Annotated in this window: 19 protein-coding genes; 8 read left to right on the plus strand and 11 right to left on the minus strand. The window is 71.2% G+C overall.

Going from position 1 to position 21,209, the window contains the following annotated elements; genetic code table 11:
• Window positions 1-89: 89 nt before the first annotated feature.
• Entirely contained in the window at window positions 90-221 is a 132-nt protein-coding gene (locus tag ACH35V_RS10650) for a hypothetical protein (RefSeq protein ID WP_395971671.1), read from the plus strand.
• A 101-nt stretch (window positions 222-322) separates the two neighbouring features.
• Here the strand turns inward: ACH35V_RS10650 and ACH35V_RS10655 are convergent, their stop codons facing one another.
• Window positions 323-1,549 (minus strand): ROK family protein, encoded by a 1,227-nt coding sequence (locus ACH35V_RS10655; protein ID WP_395971672.1) that lies wholly within the window; start codon window positions 1,547-1,549, stop codon window positions 323-325.
• Between the two features lie 269 nt (window positions 1,550-1,818).
• Here ACH35V_RS10655 and ACH35V_RS10660 point away from each other — a divergent pair, with 269 nt between their 5' ends.
• From ACH35V_RS10660 to ACH35V_RS10685, 6 genes are all read left to right on the plus strand, one after another.
• Window positions 1,819-3,087, plus strand: a complete 1,269-nt coding sequence (locus ACH35V_RS10660) for an extracellular solute-binding protein (RefSeq protein ID WP_395972040.1) — start codon at window positions 1,819-1,821, stop codon at window positions 3,085-3,087.
• 22 nt (window positions 3,088-3,109) lie between these two features.
• Window positions 3,110-4,081 (plus strand): carbohydrate ABC transporter permease, encoded by a 972-nt coding sequence (locus ACH35V_RS10665; RefSeq protein WP_131963708.1) that lies wholly within the window; start codon window positions 3,110-3,112, stop codon window positions 4,079-4,081.
• On the plus strand, window positions 4,078-4,968 hold the full coding sequence (locus ACH35V_RS10670) for a carbohydrate ABC transporter permease (protein WP_395971673.1): 891 nt from the start codon (window positions 4,078-4,080) through the stop codon (window positions 4,966-4,968). Before ACH35V_RS10665 ends, ACH35V_RS10670 begins: the two co-directional genes overlap by 4 nt.
• Complete coding sequence (locus tag ACH35V_RS10675; protein WP_395971674.1) at window positions 4,965-6,431, plus strand: glycoside hydrolase family 3 protein; 1,467 nt, start codon at window positions 4,965-4,967, stop codon at window positions 6,429-6,431. The genes ACH35V_RS10670 and ACH35V_RS10675 overlap by 4 nt, the downstream gene beginning before the upstream one ends.
• 319 nt (window positions 6,432-6,750) lie before the next feature.
• The gene (locus ACH35V_RS10680; protein ID WP_395971675.1) at window positions 6,751-7,215 is read left to right on the plus strand and encodes an RrF2 family transcriptional regulator; all 465 of its coding nucleotides are present in this window, start codon (window positions 6,751-6,753) and stop codon (window positions 7,213-7,215) included.
• Window positions 7,216-7,224: 9 nt separating this feature from the next.
• Window positions 7,225-8,016, plus strand: coding sequence for a DNA-formamidopyrimidine glycosylase family protein (locus tag ACH35V_RS10685; RefSeq protein ID WP_395971676.1), 792 nt, complete (start codon window positions 7,225-7,227; stop codon window positions 8,014-8,016).
• 406 nt (window positions 8,017-8,422) lie between these two features.
• Here ACH35V_RS10685 and ACH35V_RS10690 read toward each other — a convergent pair whose 3' ends face one another.
• The 4 genes from ACH35V_RS10690 to ACH35V_RS10705 all read right to left on the minus strand — a co-directional run bounded on the left by ACH35V_RS10690 (window position 8,423) and on the right by ACH35V_RS10705 (window position 11,803).
• Window positions 8,423-8,890 (minus strand): DNA starvation/stationary phase protection protein, encoded by a 468-nt coding sequence (locus ACH35V_RS10690; RefSeq protein ID WP_395971677.1) that lies wholly within the window; start codon window positions 8,888-8,890, stop codon window positions 8,423-8,425.
• 157 nt (window positions 8,891-9,047) lie between these two features.
• Window positions 9,048-9,404: a helix-turn-helix domain-containing protein gene (locus ACH35V_RS10695; protein WP_132172850.1), complete on the minus strand. Its 357-nt coding sequence runs from the start codon at window positions 9,402-9,404 to the stop codon at window positions 9,048-9,050.
• A 111-nt stretch (window positions 9,405-9,515) separates the two neighbouring features.
• Window positions 9,516-10,811 carry a CinA family nicotinamide mononucleotide deamidase-related protein gene (locus tag ACH35V_RS10700; protein ID WP_395971678.1) on the minus strand — a complete coding sequence of 432 codons (1,296 nt, stop codon included), beginning with the start codon at window positions 10,809-10,811 and terminating at the stop codon, window positions 9,516-9,518.
• Window positions 10,812-11,290: 479 nt separating this feature from the next.
• A complete protein-coding gene (locus ACH35V_RS10705; RefSeq protein WP_395971679.1) occupies window positions 11,291-11,803 on the minus strand; it encodes a DUF1990 family protein in 513 nt (170 codons plus the stop codon).
• 90 nt (window positions 11,804-11,893) lie between these two features.
• Here ACH35V_RS10705 and ACH35V_RS10710 point away from each other — a divergent pair, with 90 nt between their 5' ends.
• Window positions 11,894-12,679 carry an MOSC domain-containing protein gene (locus tag ACH35V_RS10710; RefSeq protein WP_395971680.1) on the plus strand — a complete coding sequence of 262 codons (786 nt, stop codon included), beginning with the start codon at window positions 11,894-11,896 and terminating at the stop codon, window positions 12,677-12,679.
• A 19-nt stretch (window positions 12,680-12,698) separates the two neighbouring features.
• Here the strand turns inward: ACH35V_RS10710 and pgsA are convergent, their stop codons facing one another.
• From pgsA to dapA, 6 genes are all read right to left on the minus strand, one after another.
• The gene (gene pgsA / locus ACH35V_RS10715; protein ID WP_395971681.1) at window positions 12,699-13,298 is read right to left on the minus strand and encodes a CDP-diacylglycerol--glycerol-3-phosphate 3-phosphatidyltransferase; all 600 of its coding nucleotides are present in this window, start codon (window positions 13,296-13,298) and stop codon (window positions 12,699-12,701) included.
• Window positions 13,295-14,740 (minus strand): 30S ribosomal protein S12 methylthiotransferase RimO, encoded by a 1,446-nt coding sequence (gene rimO / locus ACH35V_RS10720; RefSeq protein ID WP_395971683.1) that lies wholly within the window; start codon window positions 14,738-14,740, stop codon window positions 13,295-13,297. Before rimO ends, pgsA begins: the two co-directional genes overlap by 4 nt.
• A 71-nt stretch (window positions 14,741-14,811) precedes the next feature.
• Window positions 14,812-15,564: a helix-turn-helix domain-containing protein gene (locus ACH35V_RS10725; RefSeq protein ID WP_395971684.1), complete on the minus strand. Its 753-nt coding sequence runs from the start codon at window positions 15,562-15,564 to the stop codon at window positions 14,812-14,814.
• 184 nt (window positions 15,565-15,748) lie between these two features.
• A complete protein-coding gene (locus ACH35V_RS10730; RefSeq protein WP_395971685.1) occupies window positions 15,749-18,373 on the minus strand; it encodes a DNA translocase FtsK in 2,625 nt (874 codons plus the stop codon).
• A gap of 93 nt (window positions 18,374-18,466) precedes the next feature.
• Entirely contained in the window at window positions 18,467-20,152 is a 1,686-nt protein-coding gene (locus ACH35V_RS10735) for a ribonuclease J (protein ID WP_395971687.1), read from the minus strand.
• Complete coding sequence (dapA, locus tag ACH35V_RS10740; protein WP_395971688.1) at window positions 20,149-21,087, minus strand: 4-hydroxy-tetrahydrodipicolinate synthase; 939 nt, start codon at window positions 21,085-21,087, stop codon at window positions 20,149-20,151. The genes ACH35V_RS10735 and dapA overlap by 4 nt, the downstream gene beginning before the upstream one ends.
• Between the last annotated feature and the right edge of the window lie 122 nt (window positions 21,088-21,209).

Below are 21,209 nucleotides of genomic sequence, written 5' to 3' on the forward strand. Positions count from 1 at the left end.
GGATCCCCTGAGCCGCTCCGCTCTGGGAAGATGAGGACATCACGGGGTAGCGGGGGCGGGGGGATCGCCGCCGCGGAACAGGGTTCGCCATGACACCTACGGCACGCAAGGCGGCGGCGCTCCGGCGCAAGCGGCAGATCATCAGTCAGACCGTCATCGACCGGGCACTGAACGACCCGCGGCGCCATCGAGAGCAGGCCGCCGCGGCCACCGCCAAGTAAGAACGCTCACGAGCGCCTCCGCCACCCGGCGGGGGCGCTCAGTTCTTCCAGGCCCGCTCAGTTCTTCCAGGCCCGCGCCGCACTTTCAGACCCACGCGGCGCTAGGACGCTCCGGCCGCGGAGAAGACGTCGTCGCGGGCCTTCACCAGGGCCGCGTGCAGGGCGCCGCGCAACACCGGGTTGCCCTCCACCATCGTCATGGCCACGGCCGGACGGGTCGGGCTGATGCGGCCGACGATCTCCTCGATGCGGGTGGCGAGGGGCCGTCCGCCGGCGCGGCCGAGGTTGCCCGACAGCACCACGAGCCCCGGGTCCAGGACGATGTTGACCGAGGTCACGCCATAGGAGATGCGGCGGGCGAGATCGTCCAGGAAGGGGCCGCCGCGGGCCTCGTCGGCGGCGGCCGCGCGGACGCAGTCCACCGCCGTGGCCTCCTTGACGCCGTACTCGTGCGCGAGGGCGCGGACGGCGTCCGCGCCGACGAGCGCGCCGTAGCCGCCGGCGAGGGTCGGGATGCCCCAGGTCGTCGACTCGGTGACGCCCTCGTCCGCCGGGACGCGGCGGGCGGTGCCGAGCGGCAGCGGCGCGCCGGGGACGGGCAGGTAGCCGATCTCGCCGGCGCCGCCCGACCGGCCGCGGTGCAGCCGTCCGCCCAGCATCACCGAAAGGCCCATGCCGCGGTCGAGCCACATGAGGGCGAAGTCGTCGGCGCCGCGCGCGGCGCCGTAGGCCCGTTCGGCGATGGCGGCGAGGTTGACGTCGTTCTCGATCGTCACCGGACGGCGCAGATCGGTCCGCAGCGCGGCGAGGACGCCCTCGTGCCAAGAGGGAAGGTCGAAAGAGAACTGCACGTCGCCGGACTGCGGGTCGACGACGCCTGGCGTGCCGATCACGAACGCGCTCAGCTTCGACAGCGCGACCTTGGCCGAGCGGCACGCCTTCACCACGGCGGCGTGCACCATCCGGACGGGCTCGTCCGCGCCGTTCGGGTCCACGGTGACCTGGGCGACGATGTGCCCGGTGATGTCGGCCACGCCGGCGGTGACGCCGTCCGGCCCGACCTCGAGGCCGGCCACATAGGCGCTGGACGGGACGACCGCGTACAGCGCGGCGTTCGGCCCCCTCCCCCCGGCCTGCGACCCGACGACCGCGACCAGCCCGCGGTCCTCCAGTCTCGACAACAGCTGGGACGCGGTTACCTTGGACAGCCCGGTGTGCTCACCGATCTGTGCACGGGTCAGCGGGCCCTGCTGGACGAGCAGGTCCAGCGCCGCGCGATCGTTGAGTTCACGCAGGAGCCTCGGCGTCCCCGGGCGGTTGGCGACCATGCTGGTACCCCTCGATGTCTCAAGTGTCTCAATCCGCTAACGGCAGTTTTGTTTAGGAAAGTTTCTTGTTAGTTTACGCCCAAGCGCCGACCGGTCCGGTACCCCGGATCGGGGGCGCGCGCAGAGCGCGGACTGGCGAGCAGGGCGCCCGCGAGCGTTGCGAACGCGAGAGGGGCATGGCTGGGACCCTAAAGGGTCCCCATCTCCCCTCGCACCGCAGGCCACAAGGCCGCGCGAGGCGATGCCGGAAAGGATCCCCAGTGAAGTACATGAAGATTGCGGCCGTCGCTGCCGCTATCGCCCTGGCCGCCACGGCCTGCGGCGGCGACGACGGCGGCGAGGAAAAGGGCGCGACCAAGGACCCCGCCCAGCTCAAAGTCTGGATGATGGGCGAAGGAACGACGGAGCAGACGAAGTTCCTTGACCAGGTCGAGGCCGAGTTCAAGACCAAGCACCCGAACACGGACGTCCAGATCAAGTACGTCCCGTGGCCGCAGGTGGCTACAACGTTCCAGAAGGCGGCGGCCGGCGGCGAGGGCCCGGACGTCACCGAGCTGGGCAACACCGACGTCCAGTCCCACATCGAGCAGGGCAACCTCGCCGACATCAGCGAGGAGTACGGCGACTGGGCCGACGGCAAGACGCTGAACAAGACCGCGCTCACCAACGACCAGGCCGACGGCAAGACCTACGCCGTGCCGTGGTACGGCGGCGTCCGGGCCGTCTGGTACCGCACGGACCTGTTCCAGGAGCTCGGCATCCAGCAGCCGAAGAACTGGGCCGAGCTGACCGCCGCGGCGAAGAAGATCCAGGACTCGGGCAAGGTGGACGGCGGCGGCATCGCCGTGCCGAGCGACCAGACCAACGCCCTGCTCAGCTTCATCTGGGGCAACGGCGGCGAGGTCGCCACCAACGAGGGCGGCAAGTGGGTCGGCAAGCTCGACCAGCCGCAGGCCGTCGAGGCCGCCAAGTACTGGTCCGGCCTCGTCACCACCGAGAAGGTGGCGTCCAAGAGCTACATCGGCAAGCACGAGCTGCAGGGCCCCCAGCGCGACTTCGCGCTCGGCAAGGTCGGCATGTACTTCGACGGCAGCTGGGCGCTCAAGGAGATGAAGAAGCTCGCCCCCAAGAACGTCGACAAGTGGGGCGTCTTCCCGATCCCGACCAAGACCGGTGGGAACGCTCCCGTCATGGCGGGCGGCTCCGACCTGGCCGTCTGGGCCGACAGCAAGGCGAAGGCCGCGTCCTTCGACTACATCACCGTGCTGAACAACGCCAAGAACGCCAAGGCGTGGGCCGACTACAGCGGTTTCTCGTCCATGCGCTCGGACGTGAAGTTCTCCGACCCCAAGCTCGAGATCTTCACCTCCATCGCCACGACCACCAAGTTCCCGCCCATCAGCGCCGGCTGGGGCGAGTTCGAGCAGGCCAAGAAGGTCCTCCCGAACGCGATCAAGGCGATCATGCAGGGCAAGTCCGCCGAAGAGGAGATGAAGAAGGCGAACGAGCAAGCCAACACCCTGCTGAACGCGTCTTAGAACCCGGCTGATCGGAACGTCCATGCTCGACACCGCACCGGCGGTGCGGAAAGCGCCCGGCCGGAGATCCTCCGGCCGGGCGCGCGCCCGCCGCGGGCCCCGCCTCGGGCCCTACCTGCTGATCGCGCCGACCGTGGTCGTGATCGCCATCCTGATGTTCTGGCCGATGATCCAGATCGGCATCATGTCGTTCCAGAAGGTCGGCAACCGCCAGCTGCGCGGCGAGCCGGCCGAGTCGGTCGGCACCGAGAACTTCGACACGATCCTCAACGACCCCTTCTTCTGGCAGACCTTCCGGCACACCGTGCTGTTCGCCGTCGTCGCCGTGTCGCTGACGATGCTCGTCGGGACGCTGGTCGGGCTGCTGCTGAGCAAGCTCGGCAAGAGGATGTCGTCCTTCGTCGCGGGCGGCGTCATGGTCGCCTGGGCCACCCCTCCGGTCACCGCGGCGATCATCTTCACCTGGCTGTTCGGCTCCACCGGCGGCGTCGTCAACTGGACCCTCGACCTGCTGCCGAACTTCCTCGTCGGCGGTGGCTGGTCCGACTACAACTGGTTCGCCACGCCGCTGTCCACGTACACCGTCCTCACCGTGTGCGTCGTCTGGCAGGCGTGCCCGTTCGTCGCCGTGTCCGTCCTGGCCGGCCTGAAGAGCATCCCCGGCGAGCTGTACGAGGCCGCCCGGGTGGACGGATCGGGCCCGTGGCGGACGTTCTGGAGCCTCACCTACCCGATGCTGAAGCCGATCTTCCTGGTGCTGATCGTCATGTCGATCATCTGGGACTTCAAGGTCTTCACACAGCTGTTCATCATGTCCGGGATGGCGAACCGCGACGCGTTCAACCTGTCGCTCTACGGCTACTCCGAGGCGTTCGGGTCGCTCAATCCGAAGCTCGGCATGGGCTCGGCGATCGCGCTGGTGCTCACGGTCATCCTGCTCATCGTCACCGCCCTCTACGTGCGGGTCATGGTGCGCCAGGGGGAGACGAAATGACGACCATGTCAACGAGGCGCCCGGCCGGCACGCGGCGCCGTCCGCCCTCCAAGCGGCTGCGCCGGAAGATCATTCTGAACACGACGGGGGTGGTGGTCTTCCTCCTCGCCGTCTTCCCGGTCTTCTGGATGGCGTCCACCGCCTTCAAGCCCAACGACGAGATCTTCAGCACCACGCCGAAGCCGCTGCCCGCGAAACCGACGCTGGAGCACTTCGACGTCGTGCTGAACGGCGGCATCGCCGAGGTCAGCTTCTGGCAGTACTTCAGCAACAGCGCGATCCTCGCGCTGATCACCGTCGTGGCGTCGAGCCTGCTCGCGCTGCTGGCGGCGGTGGCGGTGGCGAGGTTCCGCTTCCGGTTCCGCACCACCTTCCTGATCATGCTGCTGATCGTGCAGATGGTGCCGCTGGAGGCGCTGGTCATCCCGCTGTTCCTGGACCTGAAGCAGCTCGACCTGCTGAACAGCCTGTCGGGCCTCGTCATCGTCTACATCGGCTTCGCCGTGCCGTTCGCGATCTGGATGCTGCGGAGCTTCGTCGCCGCGGTGCCGCGCGAACTGGAGGAGGCGGCCGCCATCGACGGCGCCGGGCCGATCCGGACGTTCTTCCGGGTCATGCTCCCGCTCGTCGCGCCAGGACTGGTCGCCACCAGCATCTTCTCGTTCATCACCGCCTGGAACGAGTTCATCTTCGCCTTCACGTTCCTCGACGACCAGAACAAGTACACCCTCCCGATCATGCTGCAGTTCTTCTTCGGCCGCAGCGGCAACGCCTGGGGGCCCATCATGGCAGCGTCGACGCTGCTCACCATTCCCGTCATCGTGTTCTTCCTGCTCGTCCAGCGCCGCATGGTGTCCGGCCTCACCGCCGGGGCGGTGAAGGGGTGACCACCGACGACATCGCCACCACCGCGGACATCGCCCGGCTGGCACGCGGCACCCTGCTCCCCTCCTTCCCCGGACCGGTCGCGCCCCGCTGGCTGCTGGACGAGCTGGAGGCCGGCCTCGCCGGCGTCACCCTGTTCGCCCTCACCGGCAACGTGCAGAGCCCGGAGTCCCTCGCCGCGCTCACCGCGCAGATGCGCAAGGCCGGCGACCCGTTCGTCACGATCGACGAGGAGGGCGGCGACGTCACCCGCCTCGGCGGCCACCAGACGGGCAGCCCCTACCCGGGCAACGCGGCGCTCGGCGCCGTCGACGACCCGGAGCTGACCCGGCGGATCTACCGGTCCCTGGGCGCCGAGCTGGCCGACGTCGGCGTCAACTTCAACTTCGCGCCGTCCGTGGACGTCAACACCGCCGACGACAACCCGGTGATCGGCACCCGCTCGTTCGGGTCCGACCCGGAGCTCGTCGCCCGGCACGCCGCCGCGTCCGTCGCCGGCACGCAGGAGGCGGGCGTCGCGGCCTGCGCGAAGCACTTCCCCGGCCACGGCGCCACCGTGGACGACTCGCACCTGTCGATCCCGCTCGTCGACGCCGACCTGGAGCTGCTGGACCGGCGCGAGCTGGTCCCGTTCCGGGCGGCGATCGAGGCCGGCACCCGCGCGGTGATGACCGGGCACCTCAACCTGCCCACCATCACCCGCGGGGTGCCGGCGACCCTCTCCCCCGAGGCGATCACCGGGCTGCTCCGCGAGCATCTCGGCTACCAGGGGGTGATCGTCACCGACGCGCTCGACATGGAGGGCGCGAGCGGCGCGATCGGCATCCCGGAGGCGTCCGTCCGGGCGCTCATCGCGGGCGCCGACCTGCTGTGCCTCGGCCCGAAGGAGCACGCCGAGACCCTGGAGGCGACCCTCGCCGCCATCGGCGAGGCCGTCCGCACCGGGCGGCTGTCGCCGGGCCGGCTGCAGGACGCCGCGGACCGCACGCGCCGGCTCAAGGAATGGCTCGCCGGCCACTCCTCCGCCGTCGTCGACCGCGCCGCCGGCCTGGAGGCGGCCCGCCGCGCCATCCGCGTGTCGGGCTCGCTGCCCGGCTGGGACGGCGCGCCGCTCGTCGTCGAGACGGAGTCCACCGGCAACATCGCCATGGGCCCGACCCCCTGGGGCCTGAGCCCGTGGGCGCCCGACGCCTTGCAAGTGGACGGGGCGAACGGGGCGGCGGACCGGGTCCTGAACCGTGCCAAGGGACGCGGCCTCATCGTCGTGCTCCGCGACGCGCACCGGCACGCCGCCCAGCGCGCCCTCACCACCGCCCTGCTGACGGCCCGTCCGGACACCGTCGTGGTGGAGATGGGACTGCCCGTGTGGCGCCCCGGCTCCGCCGTGTACCTCGCGTCCTACGGCGCGGCCGCCGCCAACGCCCAAGCCGTCGCCGAACTCTTGGGCCTGACCCCCGCCGCCTGACCCGCCACCGAGAGACCCGCGACGCGCCCCGCCGGACAACAGCCCGGTTCCGGTCGGGCGCGTCGCGTCGTGCTTATTGCATTTCTCTCCTCCTTCGGGCGCTGGGCGCCCTCCATCGTCGAGAAACGCGCGCGATCGCTGCATCGCTTCGTCTCGCCTTGACGGCTCGCTGCGCGATCAGGTTTCTCGCAAGCTCGAAACCTGCCTTCGGACGCGATCGCAGGCGTTGAGGTTGTCGCATGGTTGCGGCAGTGGCTTGGGTAGGTGGTCCTGGGGGCGCGGTGCCGGAGCGGTGCGGCGGACAAGCGATAATGGTCGTATGCGATTGTCCGCCCGGGTCGACTATGCGTTGCGCGCCGCCGCCGAGCTGGCGGTCGCCGGGAGCCACCCGGTGACCGCGGTACAGCTCGCGGAGGCGCAGCAGATCCCGCCCAAATTCCTGGAGAACATCCTCGGCCAGCTGCGCCGGTCCGGTCTCATCCGGAGCCAGCGGGGACCCGAGGGCGGCTACTGGCTGGCGCGGCCGGCCGACAAGATCTCCCTCGCCGACATCATCCGCGCCATCGACGGGCCGCTGCTCGGCGTCCGGGGCGAGCGCCCCGAGCACGTCGGGTACCAGGGGCCCGCGCGTTCGCTGCAGGACGTGTGGATCGCGCTGCGCGCCAGCGAGCGGTCCATCCTGGAGCAGGTCATGCTCGCGCACATCGCCGAAGGGAAACTGCCCGAGGCCGTCCAGAAGCTGACCGAGGACCCGTCCGCCTGGGAAAGCCCTTCGTTCATCTGAGGGTCTTCTGTGCCGGAGGGTGACGTCGTCTGGCTGACCGCCCGGCGCCTGCGCGAGGCGCTCGCCGGGCGGCCGCTGGTGCGCTCCGACTTCCGCGTCCCCCGGTTCGCGACCGCCGACCTGCGGGGACGCACCGTCCTGGACGCCGTGTCCCGCGGCAAGCACCTCCTCGTCAGGGTCGAGGGCGGGCTGACCGTCCACACCCATCTGCTGATGGAGGGGCGCTGGCAGATCCGCCGGGCCGGGCCCGTGCCCCGCGACCACCGCGTCCGGCTCGTGCTGGCGAACGCGGAGTGGCAGGCGGTCGGCCACTCCCTGGGCCTGGTCGAGCTGCTGCGCACCGCGGAGGAGCATAAGGCGGTCGGCCATCTGGGGCCTGACCTGCTCGATCCCGGCTGGGGCCCGGAGTCGGCCGCGGCGGCGGCCGCGCGGCTGGAGGAGGACCCCGCCCGGACGATCGGGGAGGCGGTGCTGGACCAGACCCGGCTGGCCGGGATCGGCAACGTCTACAAGGCCGAGATCCTGTTTCTGCGGGGCGTCCACCCGTGGACCCTGGTCGGGAACGTTCCCGACGTCCTCGGCCTTGTGGAGCTCTCTCACAGGCTGCTGGACCTCAACAAGGAGCGGCACGGCCACATCACCACCGGTGACCTGGCCCGCGGCCGCGAGCACTGGGTCTACGCCCGCGCCGGACGCCCCTGCCGCCGCTGCGGCACGCGCATAGAACGCGCCGATCAGACGTCCCAGGCCAGCAAGCGAACTACGTACTGGTGCCCCCACTGCCAACCCGCCCCCAACTAGCCCAAGCCGAGGCCGGCCACCGCCACGACGACGCGACAACCTGAACTGCTGGCAGCCGCAACCGAACAACCCGCCCCAGCCACCTGAAGCACCGACCTCAGCCACCGCCGCAACCCCGCAACAACCAAAACCGTCGCGATCGCGTCCGAAGGCAGGTTTCGAGCTTGCGAGAAACCTGATCGCGCAGCGAGCCGCCAGGCGAGACGAAGCGATGCCAGCGATCGCACCGTGTTTCTCGACGATGGAGGCCCGCCAGGGCCGAAGGAGGAGAGAAATACAAAAAATACGACCCCGAACCTCGCAGGAACGGTCTGCGAGGGCCGGGGCCTCGTCGGCTCCGGGGCGGCGCGCCGGGGATCGCGGCGGCGCGCCTTGCCAGGCCGGCGTCTTGGGGTTCCTGGACGCGTCAGGTCTGCGCCTGGAACATCCAGTGCTGCTTCTCCAGTTCGCGGGCGATGCCGATGAGCAGGTCCTGCGTCACCGGGTCGGGCTCGTCGGTGACCGTGATGCGCTCGCGGAACCGCGCGATGATCTGCGCCAGCACGTCGGTGACCGCGGCGACGACCTTGTCGTCGTCGAGGTAGCCGGCCTCCAGCTGCGGAAGCCTCGTGCGGTCGGCGACGGTGCGGGCACGGCCGTCGGGGTTCACGCCGATCGCCACGGCGCGTTCGGCCACGTCGTCCTGGCCGCCGCGGGCGAGGGCGACGATCTCGTCAAGGTGCTCGTGGACGACTTTGAAGTTGCGTCCGGTGAGGTTCCAATGGGCCTGCTTGGCGAGCAGGGAAAGGTCGATGAGGTCGATGAGGGAGCCCTGCAGGGCGTCCCCTGCGACCTTCTTGGCCTCGTCGTCGATCGGGCTCTTGACCGCCGCCATGGTGGGGCTCCTTCCGCGTCGTTACGGGTAACCGTTACAACACGGGAACCTCCCCGCAAATGCCGCATTCATGCGTGAGGCCGCGCACACCCGCGGCCCCGATCGGACGCATGAACACGCCCGGGAAAGCGCCCGAGAACGGGCCGTCGAGAACCGGTCAGGCCGCGACCATGTCGGCGCGGAACTCCCCGGTGATCTCTTCCGGCGTCTCCGGGATGCTCTCGGCGGTAATGCGCTCGTGCTCCGGCGGCGCGCCCGCCATGACGGGCTCGTGCTGCAGCTCGGCCAGGGCCAACTGGTCCGCCACGTCCCTGAGGACGTGCGACAGCGGAACGCCGAGCGCCTTGCAGATCGAGGACAGCAGTTCCGACGATGCCTCTTTCTGCCCCCGTTCCACCTCGGACAGGTAGCCGAGTGACACCCGCGCGGCCGCGGACACCTCACGGAGGGTGCGTCCCTGGCGCAGCCGCAGCTGCCGCAGTACGTCACCGAGCAGCTGGCGAAGCAGGACCATCGTCTCGCTCCCTCCCTCAGTTCGGACCATCTGCCGGTTCCACCGTACCCGGCTTGACGGCGGCCATGGCAGACCGTTGAATTCGTGTTCGCTCGGAACGTAACGCTGTAATCAGCCCCGATCTTCCCGATCCGCCTGAGCCTTCCCGCTCCGCTCCGTGACGTCAAGCCCGAGCAGGACGCGTCTCAGCAGCTCAAGGGCGTGCACGACGGTCATCCGCCGGATCACCGCGCGGGATTCCGGCCCGGCGCCGGGCACAGGGAGTTTCGGGCTGACCACAGTGAGCGACTCCCCCGGGCCGGCCACGCCGACATAGATCGTGCCGACCGGGCGGTCGTCCTGCGGGTCGGGGCCCGCCACACCCGTCACGGCGAGCCCGTACGTCGCATTGAGCACGTCCCGCACACCCGCCGCCATCGCGGCCGCCACGTCCGGGTGGACGGCGCCCTCCTCGGCGAGCAGGTCCGCCGGGACGCCCAGCAGCCGGTGCTTGGCCTCGGTCGCGTACGTCACCATGCCGCCCGCGAACGTCGCGGACGAACCCGGCATCGCGGTCAGCTCCGCGCCGATCAGCCCGCCGGTCAGCGACTCGGCCGCGGCGACGGTCGCCGAGCGCTCCGCGAGCAGCCGGTGGACGACCCGGTCGAGCGACTCGTCCTCCGCCCCGTACACGGCGTCGCCGAGCAGGTCCCGGACACGCGCCTCGACGTCCGCGAGGCGGCCGGCGGCGCCGGGCCCCGCGACGGTGATCCGGACCTTCACCTCGGCCGGATCGGGCAGGTAGGCGAGCCGCACCCGGTCCATCGCCTCGACCTCGGCGAGCCGCGTCGCGACGACCGACTCCCACATCCGGGCGGTGCGGAGCGTGCGGCGCGCGACGGCGGGCAGCCCGGCGGTCTCCGCCAGCTCCGGCAGGACGGTCTCGTCCATGATCGTGCGCATCTCGAACGGGACGCCCGGCAGCGCGTAGACGATCCCGCCGGGCAGCTCGACGCGCAGGCCGGGCGCCGAGCCCGCGGAGTTGGCGAGGACCCGCGCGCCGTCGGGGACGTCCGCCATGCGCAGCGCCATCGGCTGCAGCTCCCGCCCGGCGCGCGCGACCCGCTCGCGCAGCCGCCGCTCCAGCGCCGGGTCCCGGACGAGCCCGACGCCCGCGGCCTTGGCGAGCGCGTCGCGGGTCAGGTCGTCGTAGGTCGGCCCGAGGCCGCCGGTGGTGATGACGGCGTCGGCGCGGCCGAGCGCGGCGGCCACGGCCTCGACGATCACGTCCAGTTCGTCGCCGACGACGACGCTGCGGGTCACGTCGACGCCGTGGTCGGCGAGCCTGCGGCCGAGCCACGCGGCGTTCCCGTTGATCGTGTCGCCGAGGAGCAGCTCGTCCCCGACGGTGAGCAGTTCGACCCGCATCGCGTCCCCATTCCCGCTGTTCACCGGCACGGCGCCACGAATCTACCGGCGGGCGCCCGCGCGGACGGGCCGGGACGGCCGCCGGTTGACCGCGGAAATCGACCGAATGAGGACGGGCGCGGCCGCGTCCGATCGAACCGGTCCAAGCGGATTTCCCTCTTCGCTCGCCTTTGAATTGCGACGGCCGCGCTTTGTGTCCCGTCATGGAGCCGTCCCCGCCACCGCGTGCGACGGGCACGGCGACCGAGGCGCATATCGTCGGCGGCCGCTACTGACATCGCGTCCACCAATTCTCTGAAGTGCAGGTCACAATGTGAGTCAAAACTCATCCGTCCGATTCGTGCGCTCGGGGATTCGTAGGGATAATTGCGAACCACGGGGCCTCGAACGGGGCTGCGGGGCCACGACCGGGGTGGGCGTGGCCCCGCAGCCCACTTCGTTTCCGGAGCCCCGTGCCGACCGTCGGGCGCGCACAGCCGTCAGGCGCGCGCGAGGCGCCGCAGGACGGCGCCGCACCGCCCCGCATAGGCGCGCTGGAACATCCCGCCGAACGGTTCCGCCAGCTTCGACACCGCCGTCGCCGGACGGCTGAACGCGGTGACGGTCAGCCACACGTCGCCGTCGTCGTCCATATGCACGACGAACGACTCCTCGCCCGACTGCGGATGCCCGGGGAGCGTCCCGTACGCCCATCCGGCGTAGCGCTCCTCCTCGCGCGTCCACACGATCCGGCACGGCGCCTTCAGCCGCAGCGGGCCGGCCCCCAGCGCGATCACGACGCCGACGCCCGGCGCCGCGCGCGAGGCCGACGCGTCAACCCGCACCGGGATCGCCCGGTGCATCCAGAACTCCATGACCGCGTCGGCCGCGTTCCGGAACACCGCCGGGCCGTGGCCCACGAGCATTCGGCGCCGCAGATGCCGGTAGCCGCCGGGGCGCTCGGCCTCTCGCGTGGCTCCCACCTCGGGATACGTGAAGTCCTGTGCGGTCATGCCCGTCCCTGCCTCAAAGCTGACGAATCAGCGTCAAGTATCGCCGGTTCCTCTGGCCCGGCCGCGCGGCGGGCCCGTACCGTCCGGATCATGAGAGCCGTCGTCGCCGGGCTGAACGTCTTCCCGATCAAGAGCGGGGGCGCCGTCGCGCTCGCCGAGGCCGCCCTGACGCCGGACGGGCTGCGCCACGACCGCGCGTTCATGGTCGTCCGCCCGGACGGGCGGCACCTGTCGCAGCGCGAGGTCCCCGAGCTGGCGCTGCTGCGCCCCGAGTACGACGGCGTCAAGCTCACCGTCCACACGCCGCTCGCGGGCACGCCGCTGGTCTGCGAGGCGGCGGACGGCCCGGCCCGGGACGTGACCGTCCACCGGCGTCCCTGCCTGGGCGTCGACCAGGGCGAGGACGCCGCCGCGTGGTTCTCGTCCGTCCTCGGGCTGCCCTGCCGCCTCGTCCGCTTCACCGGGACGCGCGACACCAGGCTCGGCGGCGGGACACTCGCGTACGCTGACGGCTACCCCGTCTCCGTGCTGTCCGCCGAATCGCTGGACGACCTGAACCACCGGATGGACGCCCGGCTACCGATGAGCCGTTTCCGGCCCAACATCGTCCTGCGCGGCCTCGGCCCGTACGGCGAGGACGCCGTCACCCGGCTGCGCGGCGGCGGCGCGGACATCGAGCTGATCAAGCCGTGTGGCCGCTGCGTCATCATCAACACCGACCAGGAGACCGCCCGGCGCGCCCCGCACCCGCTCCGCGCGCTCGCCGGGTACCGCACGCAGCGCTTCGACGGCTCTCGCGCGGTCATGTTCGGCCGTCTCGGAATACCCCGGGCACTGGGCGTCCTGCGCGTCGGGGACGAGCTGACGGCGTCCTGAGACGCCTCCAGCGCGGCCGTCAGGGCGTGCCGGGCGCCTCTGGTGCGCGGCGCATGCGCCATGCCTGGACGACGTAGTCCACGCCCGTGACGACCGTGACGACGAGCGCGGCGCCCATCGTGATCCAGCGCAGGTAGTCCAGCGGGCCGGGCAGGATGTACAGGCCGATGGCGATGACCTGCAGCATCGTCTTCAGCTTGCCGCCCTTGCTCGCCGGGATCACGCCGCGGCGGAGCACGACGAACCGCAGCACCGTGATCCCGATCTCGCGGACCATGACGACGATCGTCACCCACCACCACAGCTCCCCCATGATGGACAGGCTGACCAGGGCCGCGCCGGTGAGCGCCTTGTCGGCGATCGGGTCGGCGATCTTGCCGAAGTCGGTGACGATGCCCCGGGCCCGCGCGATGTCGCCGTCGATCTTGTCGGTGATCGAGGCGACCGCGAAGACGCCGAACGCGGCGAGGCGCCAGCCGGTGCCGTCCAGGAAGAACATCCAGACGAAGACCGGGACCAGCGCGATCCGGACGATAGTCAGCGCGTTGGCGATGTTCCAGACACCGGCGGGCGGCGGGTCGTGCGGGCCCGCCACCGGATCCGGGGCGCCGGCGATCATGACACGCCCGTGCCGGCACTCGCGCTGAGGTCCACGCCTTCGCTGTCGGTGACGCGGGCCGCGACGATCTCGCCGAGGGCGAGCCCGGCGCCGCGGACGCGGACCGTCCCGTCCACCTCCGGGGCCTGATGCGCGGCGCGGCCCTCGAACTCGCCGTCCTCCGCCTTCTCCTCCAAGAGGACGTGGACGTCCGAGCCGACGCGGTCTTCGGCGCGCTGCGCGGTCAGCTCGTCGGCGAGGCTCGTCAGCTCCTCGACGCGGGCCGCGACCTCGGCGGGGTCGAGCTTGCCGTCGAGGTTCGCGGCCTCGGTCCCGTCCTCGTCGGAGTAGCCGAACACGCCGACCGCGTCGAGCCGGGCGGCGGAGAGGAACTCCGCCAGCTCCTCGAAGTCGTCCTCGGACTCGCCGGGGAACCCGACGATGAAGTTGGAGCGCACGCCCGCGTCCGGCGCCAGCGCGCGGATCTGGTCGAGCAGGCCCAGGAAGCGCTCCCGGTCGCCGAACCGCCGCATCGACCGCAGCACCGGGCCGCTCGCGTGCTGGAACGACATGTCGAAGTACGGGGCGACGCCGGGCGTGCCGCAGATCGCCTCGATCAGCCCCGGACGCGTCTCCGCGGGCTGCAGGTAGCTGACGCGGACGCGTTCGACGCCGTCCACTGCGGCGAGGCCGGGCAGCAGCTTCTCCAGCGCCCGCAGGTCGCCCAGGTCCTTGCCGTAGGACGTGGAGTTCTCGCTGACCAGTACCAGTTCGCGGACGCCGTGCCCGGCGAGCCAGCGGGCCTCCTCCAGCACCTCAGCCGGAGGACGCGACACGTACGCGCCGCGGAATGCCGGGATGGCGCAGAACGTGCAGCGCCGGTCGCAGCCGGACGCCAGCTTCAGCGGCGCCACCGGACCGCCGCCGCCGAGCCGCCGCCGCAGCACCCGCGGCCCGGACGCCGGCGCCACCCCGTCCGGGAGGTCGTCCTGGTCAGGGACGGCGGCGTGGCCCGGGATCGCCATTCCCGCGGACGAGCGCTCGACCGGGGAGATCGGCAGCAGCGTCCGGCGGTCGCGCGGGGTGTGGGCGGCGCGGCGGCGTCCCGCCATGACGTCGTCGAGCCGGTCGCCGATCGCGGTGTAGTCGTCGAAGCCGAGCACCGCGTCGGCCTCCGGCAGCGCCTCGGCCAGCTCGCTGCCGTACCGCTCCGCCATGCAGCCGGCCGCCACGACCTTCGCCCCGGAGTCGTGCGCGGCGAGCAGCGTGTCGATGGAGTCCTTCTTGGCCGCCTCGATGAAGCCGCAGGTGTTGACGACCACCACGTCCGCGCCGTCGGCGCCGTCGGCGCCGTCGGCCAGGTCCCAGCCCGCGTCCTCGATGCGCGCGGCGAGCTCCTCGGAATCGACCTCGTTGCGGGCGCAGCCGAGCGTGATGAGAGAGACCTTGCGGCGAGTGGACATCCCCCTAAGGTAATGGGCCTCGACGGCCGAGGGGACCAGCGGCCTCGCCTCTTCAGGACGGGCCAGACGGGTCAGGCGGGTTCGGGGTCGTCGCGGTCGAAGCTCATCCGCTGCACGCCCCGGCCCTTGCCGGGCGAGCCGATGTCCTTGCCGTTGACGGTCAGGTTGACGCTGCCGCCCACGCCGACCACGAGCCGGACCTTCTTCTTGTCGGTGAAGTCCTTCTCGTCGCCCTCGCGGAGCATGCCGCTGAACAGCGTCCTGCCGTCGGCGCCGCGGACGTTCAGCCAGGTCGTGCGCTCGGCCACGACCCGGACCTCGACCTTGGTGCGCGGCGCCGCCGCGACCGGGTCGCGCTTCTCCGGCAGCGTGGGCGCCGGAGCGGAGGTCGTCGGCGCGGGCGTCCCGGCGACCTGCTGCGCGGTGCGCCGCTCGCTCCCGCCGCCCTGCCCGATCACCTGGACCACCCCGTAGATGATCACGAGGGCGAGCGCGAGGGCCATCGCCGCGCTCCAGTTCGCCGACCTGCGCTCGCGGAACGCGACGGGCTGCTCCGGCTCGAACGCCGACACGGCCGAGACCGGCTGCGGCGCGCCGCCGTGCGTCGCGTCGAACTCGGCGACGAGCGGTTCCGGATCGATGCCGATGACCCGCCCGATGCTCCGGATGTGCCCGCGGGCGTAGAAGTTGCCGCCGCAGGCGGAGAAGTCGTCGGCCTCCATGCCGCGGATCACGGTCTCGCGTATCCGCGTTTGGAGACTCACCTGTGTCACCGAGAGACCGGCCCGCTGACGCTCCTCCGCCAAGGTCTCACCGATGCTCACGCCGGGCCTCCTTCGAAGGTGCTCGTCGCCGATCTCCCGCGACACAAGTCTAGGAACGGCCATGCCCGCTTAGCGACAGCCAACACGTTGGAAACAGGGCAAGATTTCGCATCATTCCGCAACGCGCCGGAGGCAGACGCCTCAGTGCCGCTTCGGTGACGTTCCCTGTCACCCAGGCGTCGTCTCAGGCCCCGCCGCGCAGCTCCGCGAGCACCCCGGGAAGGTCGTCCGGTTTCGCCAGGACGTCCCGCGCCTTGGAGCCCTCGCTCGGGCCGACGATGTCGCGGCTCTCCATCAGGTCCATGAGGCGCCCGGCCTTGGCGAACCCGACGCGGAGCTTGCGCTGCAGCATCGACGTCGACCCGAACTGCGTCGACACGACCAGCTCGATGGCCTGGACGAGCAGGTCCATGTCGTCGCCGACCTCCTCGTCGATCTCCTTCTTCGGCCCGGCGGCCGCGGCGACGTCGTCCCGGTAGTTCGCCTCCATCTGCCCCTTGCAGTGGTCGACGATCCCGTGGATCTCCTTCTCCGCGACGTAGGCGTTCTGGATGCGCATCGGCTTGCTCGCGCCCATCGGCAGGAACAGCGCGTCGCCCTGCCCGACCAGCTTCTCCGCGCCCGGCTGGTCGAGGATGACGCGGCTGTCCGACAGCGACGACGTCGCGAACGCCAGCCGGGACGGCACGTTGGCCTTGATGAGCCCGGTGACGACGTCCACCGACGGGCGCTGCGTCGCGAGCACGAGGTGGATGCCCGCGGCGCGGGCGAGCTGGGTGATGCGGACGACCGAGTCCTCCACGTCGCGCGGCGCGACCATCATCAAGTCGGCCAGCTCGTCCACGATGACGAGCATGTACGGGTAGGGCGTGTAGACGCGCTCGCTGCCCGGCGGCGGGACCAGCTTCCCGGCCTTCACCGCCTTGTTGAAGTCGTCGATGTGCCGGTACCCGGACGCGGCCAGGTCGTCGTAGCGGCGGTCCATCTCGCCCACGACCCAGTCCAGGGCCTCGGCGGCCTTCTTCGGATTGGTGATGATCGGCGTGATCAGGTGCGGGATGCCCTGGTACATCGTCAGCTCGACCCGCTTGGGGTCGACGAGGATCATCCGGACCTCGTCGGGGGTGGCGCGCATCAGCACCGACGTGATGAGCCCGTTGATGCAGGTCGACTTGCCCGCGCCGGTCGCGCCCGCGATGAGGATGTGCGGCATCTTCGCCAGGTTCGCCACGACGGTGCGTCCCTCGACGTCCTTGCCGAGCCCGACGATCATCGGGTGGTGCTCGTTGGTCGCGGCGGGCGAGCGGAGCACGTCGCCGAGGCTGACGATGTCCTTGTCGGTGTTCGGGATCTCCACGCCGATCGCCGACTTGCCGGGGATCGGGGAGATGATGCGCACGTCGGCGCTCTTCACCGCGTAGGCGATGTTCTTGGTCAGCGCGATGACCTTCTCGACCTTCACCGCCGGACCGAGCTCGATCTCGTACCGGGTGATGGTCGGGCCGCGGGTGAACCCGGTGACCTGCGCGTCGATGTCGAACTGCTCCAGCACGCCGGTCAGCGCGTTCACGACCGTGTCGTTGGCCTTGGTGCGCGGCTTGGTGACGCTGCCCGGACGCAGCGACGACGGGTCGGGCAGGACGTAGATCTCGCCGGACGACGACAGCGGCAGCTGCTCCGAGCGGCGGGGCGCGGGCGTCGGGTCGGGCACGTCGGCGGAGCGCGCGGCGTCGCCGCCCGCGACGTGCTCGTCCATCGGCGGCGCGCCGTCGTCGGCGGGCGGCGCGGGCGGCGGGACGTCCGGCTGGAACGGGTCGGGCTCGAACAGGTCGTCGGCGAGGTCGCGCTGCGGGCGGTCGCCCTTCTTCGGCTGGTCCTCCAGCAGGGGCGTGTCGTAGGGCCGCGAGTGCTCGCCGACCTCCAGCTCGCCGCTCTCGTCCTTGTCGGACTTCTTCTTGCGGCGGCGCTTCTTCGGCGCCTCGCCGTCGCTCTCGCCCTCGTCCTTGGCGGGGCGCTGCGGGCGGCCCTGCAGCGTCGCCACCGCCCACAGGTCGGAGACCCGCTCGGGCACGCGGTTGATGGGCGTCGCGGTGACGACCAGCAGGCCGAACCCTGACAGGAGGAGCAGCAGCGGGACGGCCACCCACCCGCTCAGCGCCGCGTCCAGGGGGGCCGACACGACCCAGCCGACGACGCCGCCCGACTCGCGGACGCCGTCCATGTCCTTCGCGGGCGACGGGACGCCCGCCGCGATGTGCAGGATGCCGAGGACGCCGACGCCGAGCGCGGTCACGCCGATGACGATGCGCCCGGTGTCCTCGTGGTGCTCGGGGTGGCGCAGCGTCCGCCACGCCAGCAGCGCAAGCAGGACCGGCAGGATCATCGCCATGATGCCGATGCCGCCGCGCACGACCTTCTCCAGCGCGATGGTGACGACGCCGTCCGGGCGGAACCAGGTGACCGAGGCCAGCACGATGGACGAGCCGAGCAGCGCGAGCCCGAGCCCGTCGCGCCGGTGCTCGGGGTCGAGGCTGCGGGCGCCGTGCCCGTAGGCGCGGAAGATCGACCCGACCGCGACGGCGGCGAGCAGGTACAGCTTGAACAGGAGCTTGAAGAACCCGAGCACCGCCTGGGAGATCGGGTCGGGCTTCTGCGGGGAACGCCCGCGGCCCGAACCGCGGCCCGAGCCGCGGTTCCCCTTCGAGCTGCCGCTCGAGCGCTTCCGGGGGGACGACCCGGCGGACTTGCGAGCCGAACTGCCCCCCGCACGCGAAGAGGTTTTCGTTCCCCCAGACGCACGTGTGGCCATGGTTATGAGAGTAACCAAGGACCCAAGAGGTTCCCGGGATGGCGGACGGGCGTGTTGACGAGCGCCCGTCCGCCCTGTAGCCGGGCCGCCGGGCTACACCTCCACGACCACCGGGACGATCATCGGCCGGCGGCGGTAGTTGTCGCTGACCCATTTCCCGACGGTGCGGCGGATGAGCTGGCCGATCTGGTGCAGGTCGTTGACGCCGTCGCCGGCCGCGTCCCGCAGCACGCCCTCGATCCGCGCGATGATCTCCTCGAAGTCCTCGTTCATGATGCCGGCGCCGCGGGCGTGCACCTCGGGCCCGGCGACGAGCTTGCCGGACGTGGAGTCGATCCCGACGACGATGGACACGAAGCCCTCCTCGCCGAGGATGCGCCGGTCCTTCAGCGACGTCTCGGTGACCTCGCCGACCGACAGGCCGTCCACGTACACGTAGCCGGCGGGCACGGCGCCGACGATCTTGGCGCGGCCGTCGACGAGGTCGACGACGACGCCGTCCTCCGCGATGACGATGTTCTCGTCCGGGACGCCGGTGAGCGCCGCGAGCTTGGCGTGCGCGCGCAGGTGCCGCCACTCGCCGTGGATCGGGACGAAGTTCGCCGGCTTGGTCACGTTCAGCACGTACAACAGCTCGCCCGCGGACGCGTGCCCGGACACGTGCACCAGCGCGTTGCCCTTGTGGATGACGCGCGCCCCCCACCGGGTGAGCCCGTTGATGACGCGGTTGACGGCGTTCTCGTTCCCCGGGATCAGCGACGACGCGAGCATCACCGTGTCGCGCTCGGTGATGCGGATCGAGTGGTCCCGGTTCGCCATCCGCGACAGCGCCGACATCGGCTCGCCCTGCGACCCGGTGCACACCAGCACGAGGCGGTCGCCGGGGATGTCGTCCAGCTCCTTCTGGTCGACCATGATGTCGTCCGGGACGGTGAGGTAGCCGAGCTCGCGCGCGACGCCCATGTTGCGGACCATCGACCGCCCGACGAAGCAGACCTTGCGTCCGTTGGCGACGGCGGCGTCCAGGACCTGCTGGACGCGGTGGATGTGCGAGGCGAAGCAGGCGACGATGAGCCGCTCCTGCGCGGTGCGGAACACCTCGTCCACGACCGGGCCGATGTTGCGCTCGCTGGTGACGAAGCCCGCGACCTCGGCGTTGGTCGAGTCGGACATCAGCAGGTCGATGCCCTCGGCGCCGAGCCGCGCGAACCCGGGCAGGTCGGTGAGCCGGCCGTCCAGCGGCAGCTGGTCCATCTTGAAGTCGCCGGTGTGCAGGACGAGCCCCGCGGGCGTGCGGATGGCGAGTGCGAGCGCGTCCGGGATCGAGTGGTTGACGGCGAGGAACTCGATGTCGAACGGCCCGAACGTCCGCCGCTCGCCCTCCACCACCACGTCGGTGACGGGTTTGATGCGGTGCTCGGTCAGCTTGGCCTCGATGAGCGCGAGCGTCAGCCGCGAGCCGACCAGCGGGACGTCGCGGCGCTCGCGCAGCAGGTACGGCACGGCGCCGATGTGGTCCTCGTGGCCGTGCGTGAGGACGACGGCCTCGATGTCGTCCAGGCGCTCCCTGATGTACTCGAAGTCGGGCAGGATCAGATCGACTCCGGGCTGCTCGGTCTCGGGGAACAGGACGCCGCAGTCGACGACGAGCAGGCGTCCGCCGTACTCGAACACCGTCATGTTGCGGCCGATCTCCCCCAGCCCGCCGAGCGCGACGATGCGCAGCCCGCCCTCGGGCGGCGCGGGCGGGTCCGAGAGCTCCGGGTGAGGATGACTCACCGGGCGACCTCCGGGATGACGACCTCCGGCACTTTGACTCCCCCTATCGTGAGGTCTTCACGCAGGCGCGCCGCGAACTCCGGCGAGGCCGCCACGAGCGGCGCGCGAAGCGGGCCGCCGCCGGGCAGGCCGAGCAGGTTCAGCGCTGCCTTGACGGCGATGGCGCCCTGCGTACGGGTCATGATGGCGGCGACCACGGGCAGCAGCCGCCGATGGATCTGCAGCGCACGCGCGTGCTCGCCGGCGCGGTAGGACTCGATCATCTCATGCAGCTCGGCGCCGACGACGTGCCCCACCACGCTGACGAACCCGGCCGCGCCGACCGACAGCCACGGCAGGTTCAGGTTGTCGTCGCCGGAGTACCAGACCAGGTCGGTCTCCGCCATCACCCTGGACGCGCCGAACAGGTCGCCCTTGGCGTCCTTGACGGCGACGATCCGCGGGTGCTCGGCGAGCCGCACCAGCGTGTCGTTCTCGATCGGCACCCCGGCGCGGCTCGGGATGTCGTACAGCATGGCCGGCAGGCCCGTCGCGTCGGCCACCGCCGTGAAGTGGTGGACGAGGCCCTCCTGCGGGGGCTTGTTGTAGTACGGCGTCACCACGAGCAGAGCATGCGCGCCGGCGGCCTCGGCCTCCCGCGCGAGTTTCAGGGTGTGCTCCGTGTGGTTGGTTCCGGCACCGGCGACGATCACGGCGCGGTCGCCGACCGCGTCGAGGACCACCCGCAGAAGCTGCTGTTTCTCGTCGTCGCTCGTCGTGGGCGACTCGCCCGTCGTCCCGTTGACGACCAGGCCGTCGTGGCGCCGCTCGTCGACCAGGTGGGTCGCGAGGCGCGCGGCGCCGTCGTAGTCGACGCCGCCGTCCGGCAGGAACGGGGTGACCATCGCGGTCAGCATCCGCCCGAACGGAGCGTCAGGTGTTGTGCTGGGTGCCATGCACCGAACGGTACCGTTCCGGCCGTACCAGGTGGACCCGCAGGTCCGGCTGAGATCCGAGGCGGTGCGAAGGTGTTACCGGACGCGCCGTGGAGGAAGCCGCCGCCACACGCTCGGGGGTA

This window comes from Actinomadura sp. 1N219 (assembly GCF_044326405.1).
Taxonomy (GTDB): Bacteria; Actinomycetota; Actinomycetes; order Streptosporangiales; family Streptosporangiaceae; genus Spirillospora.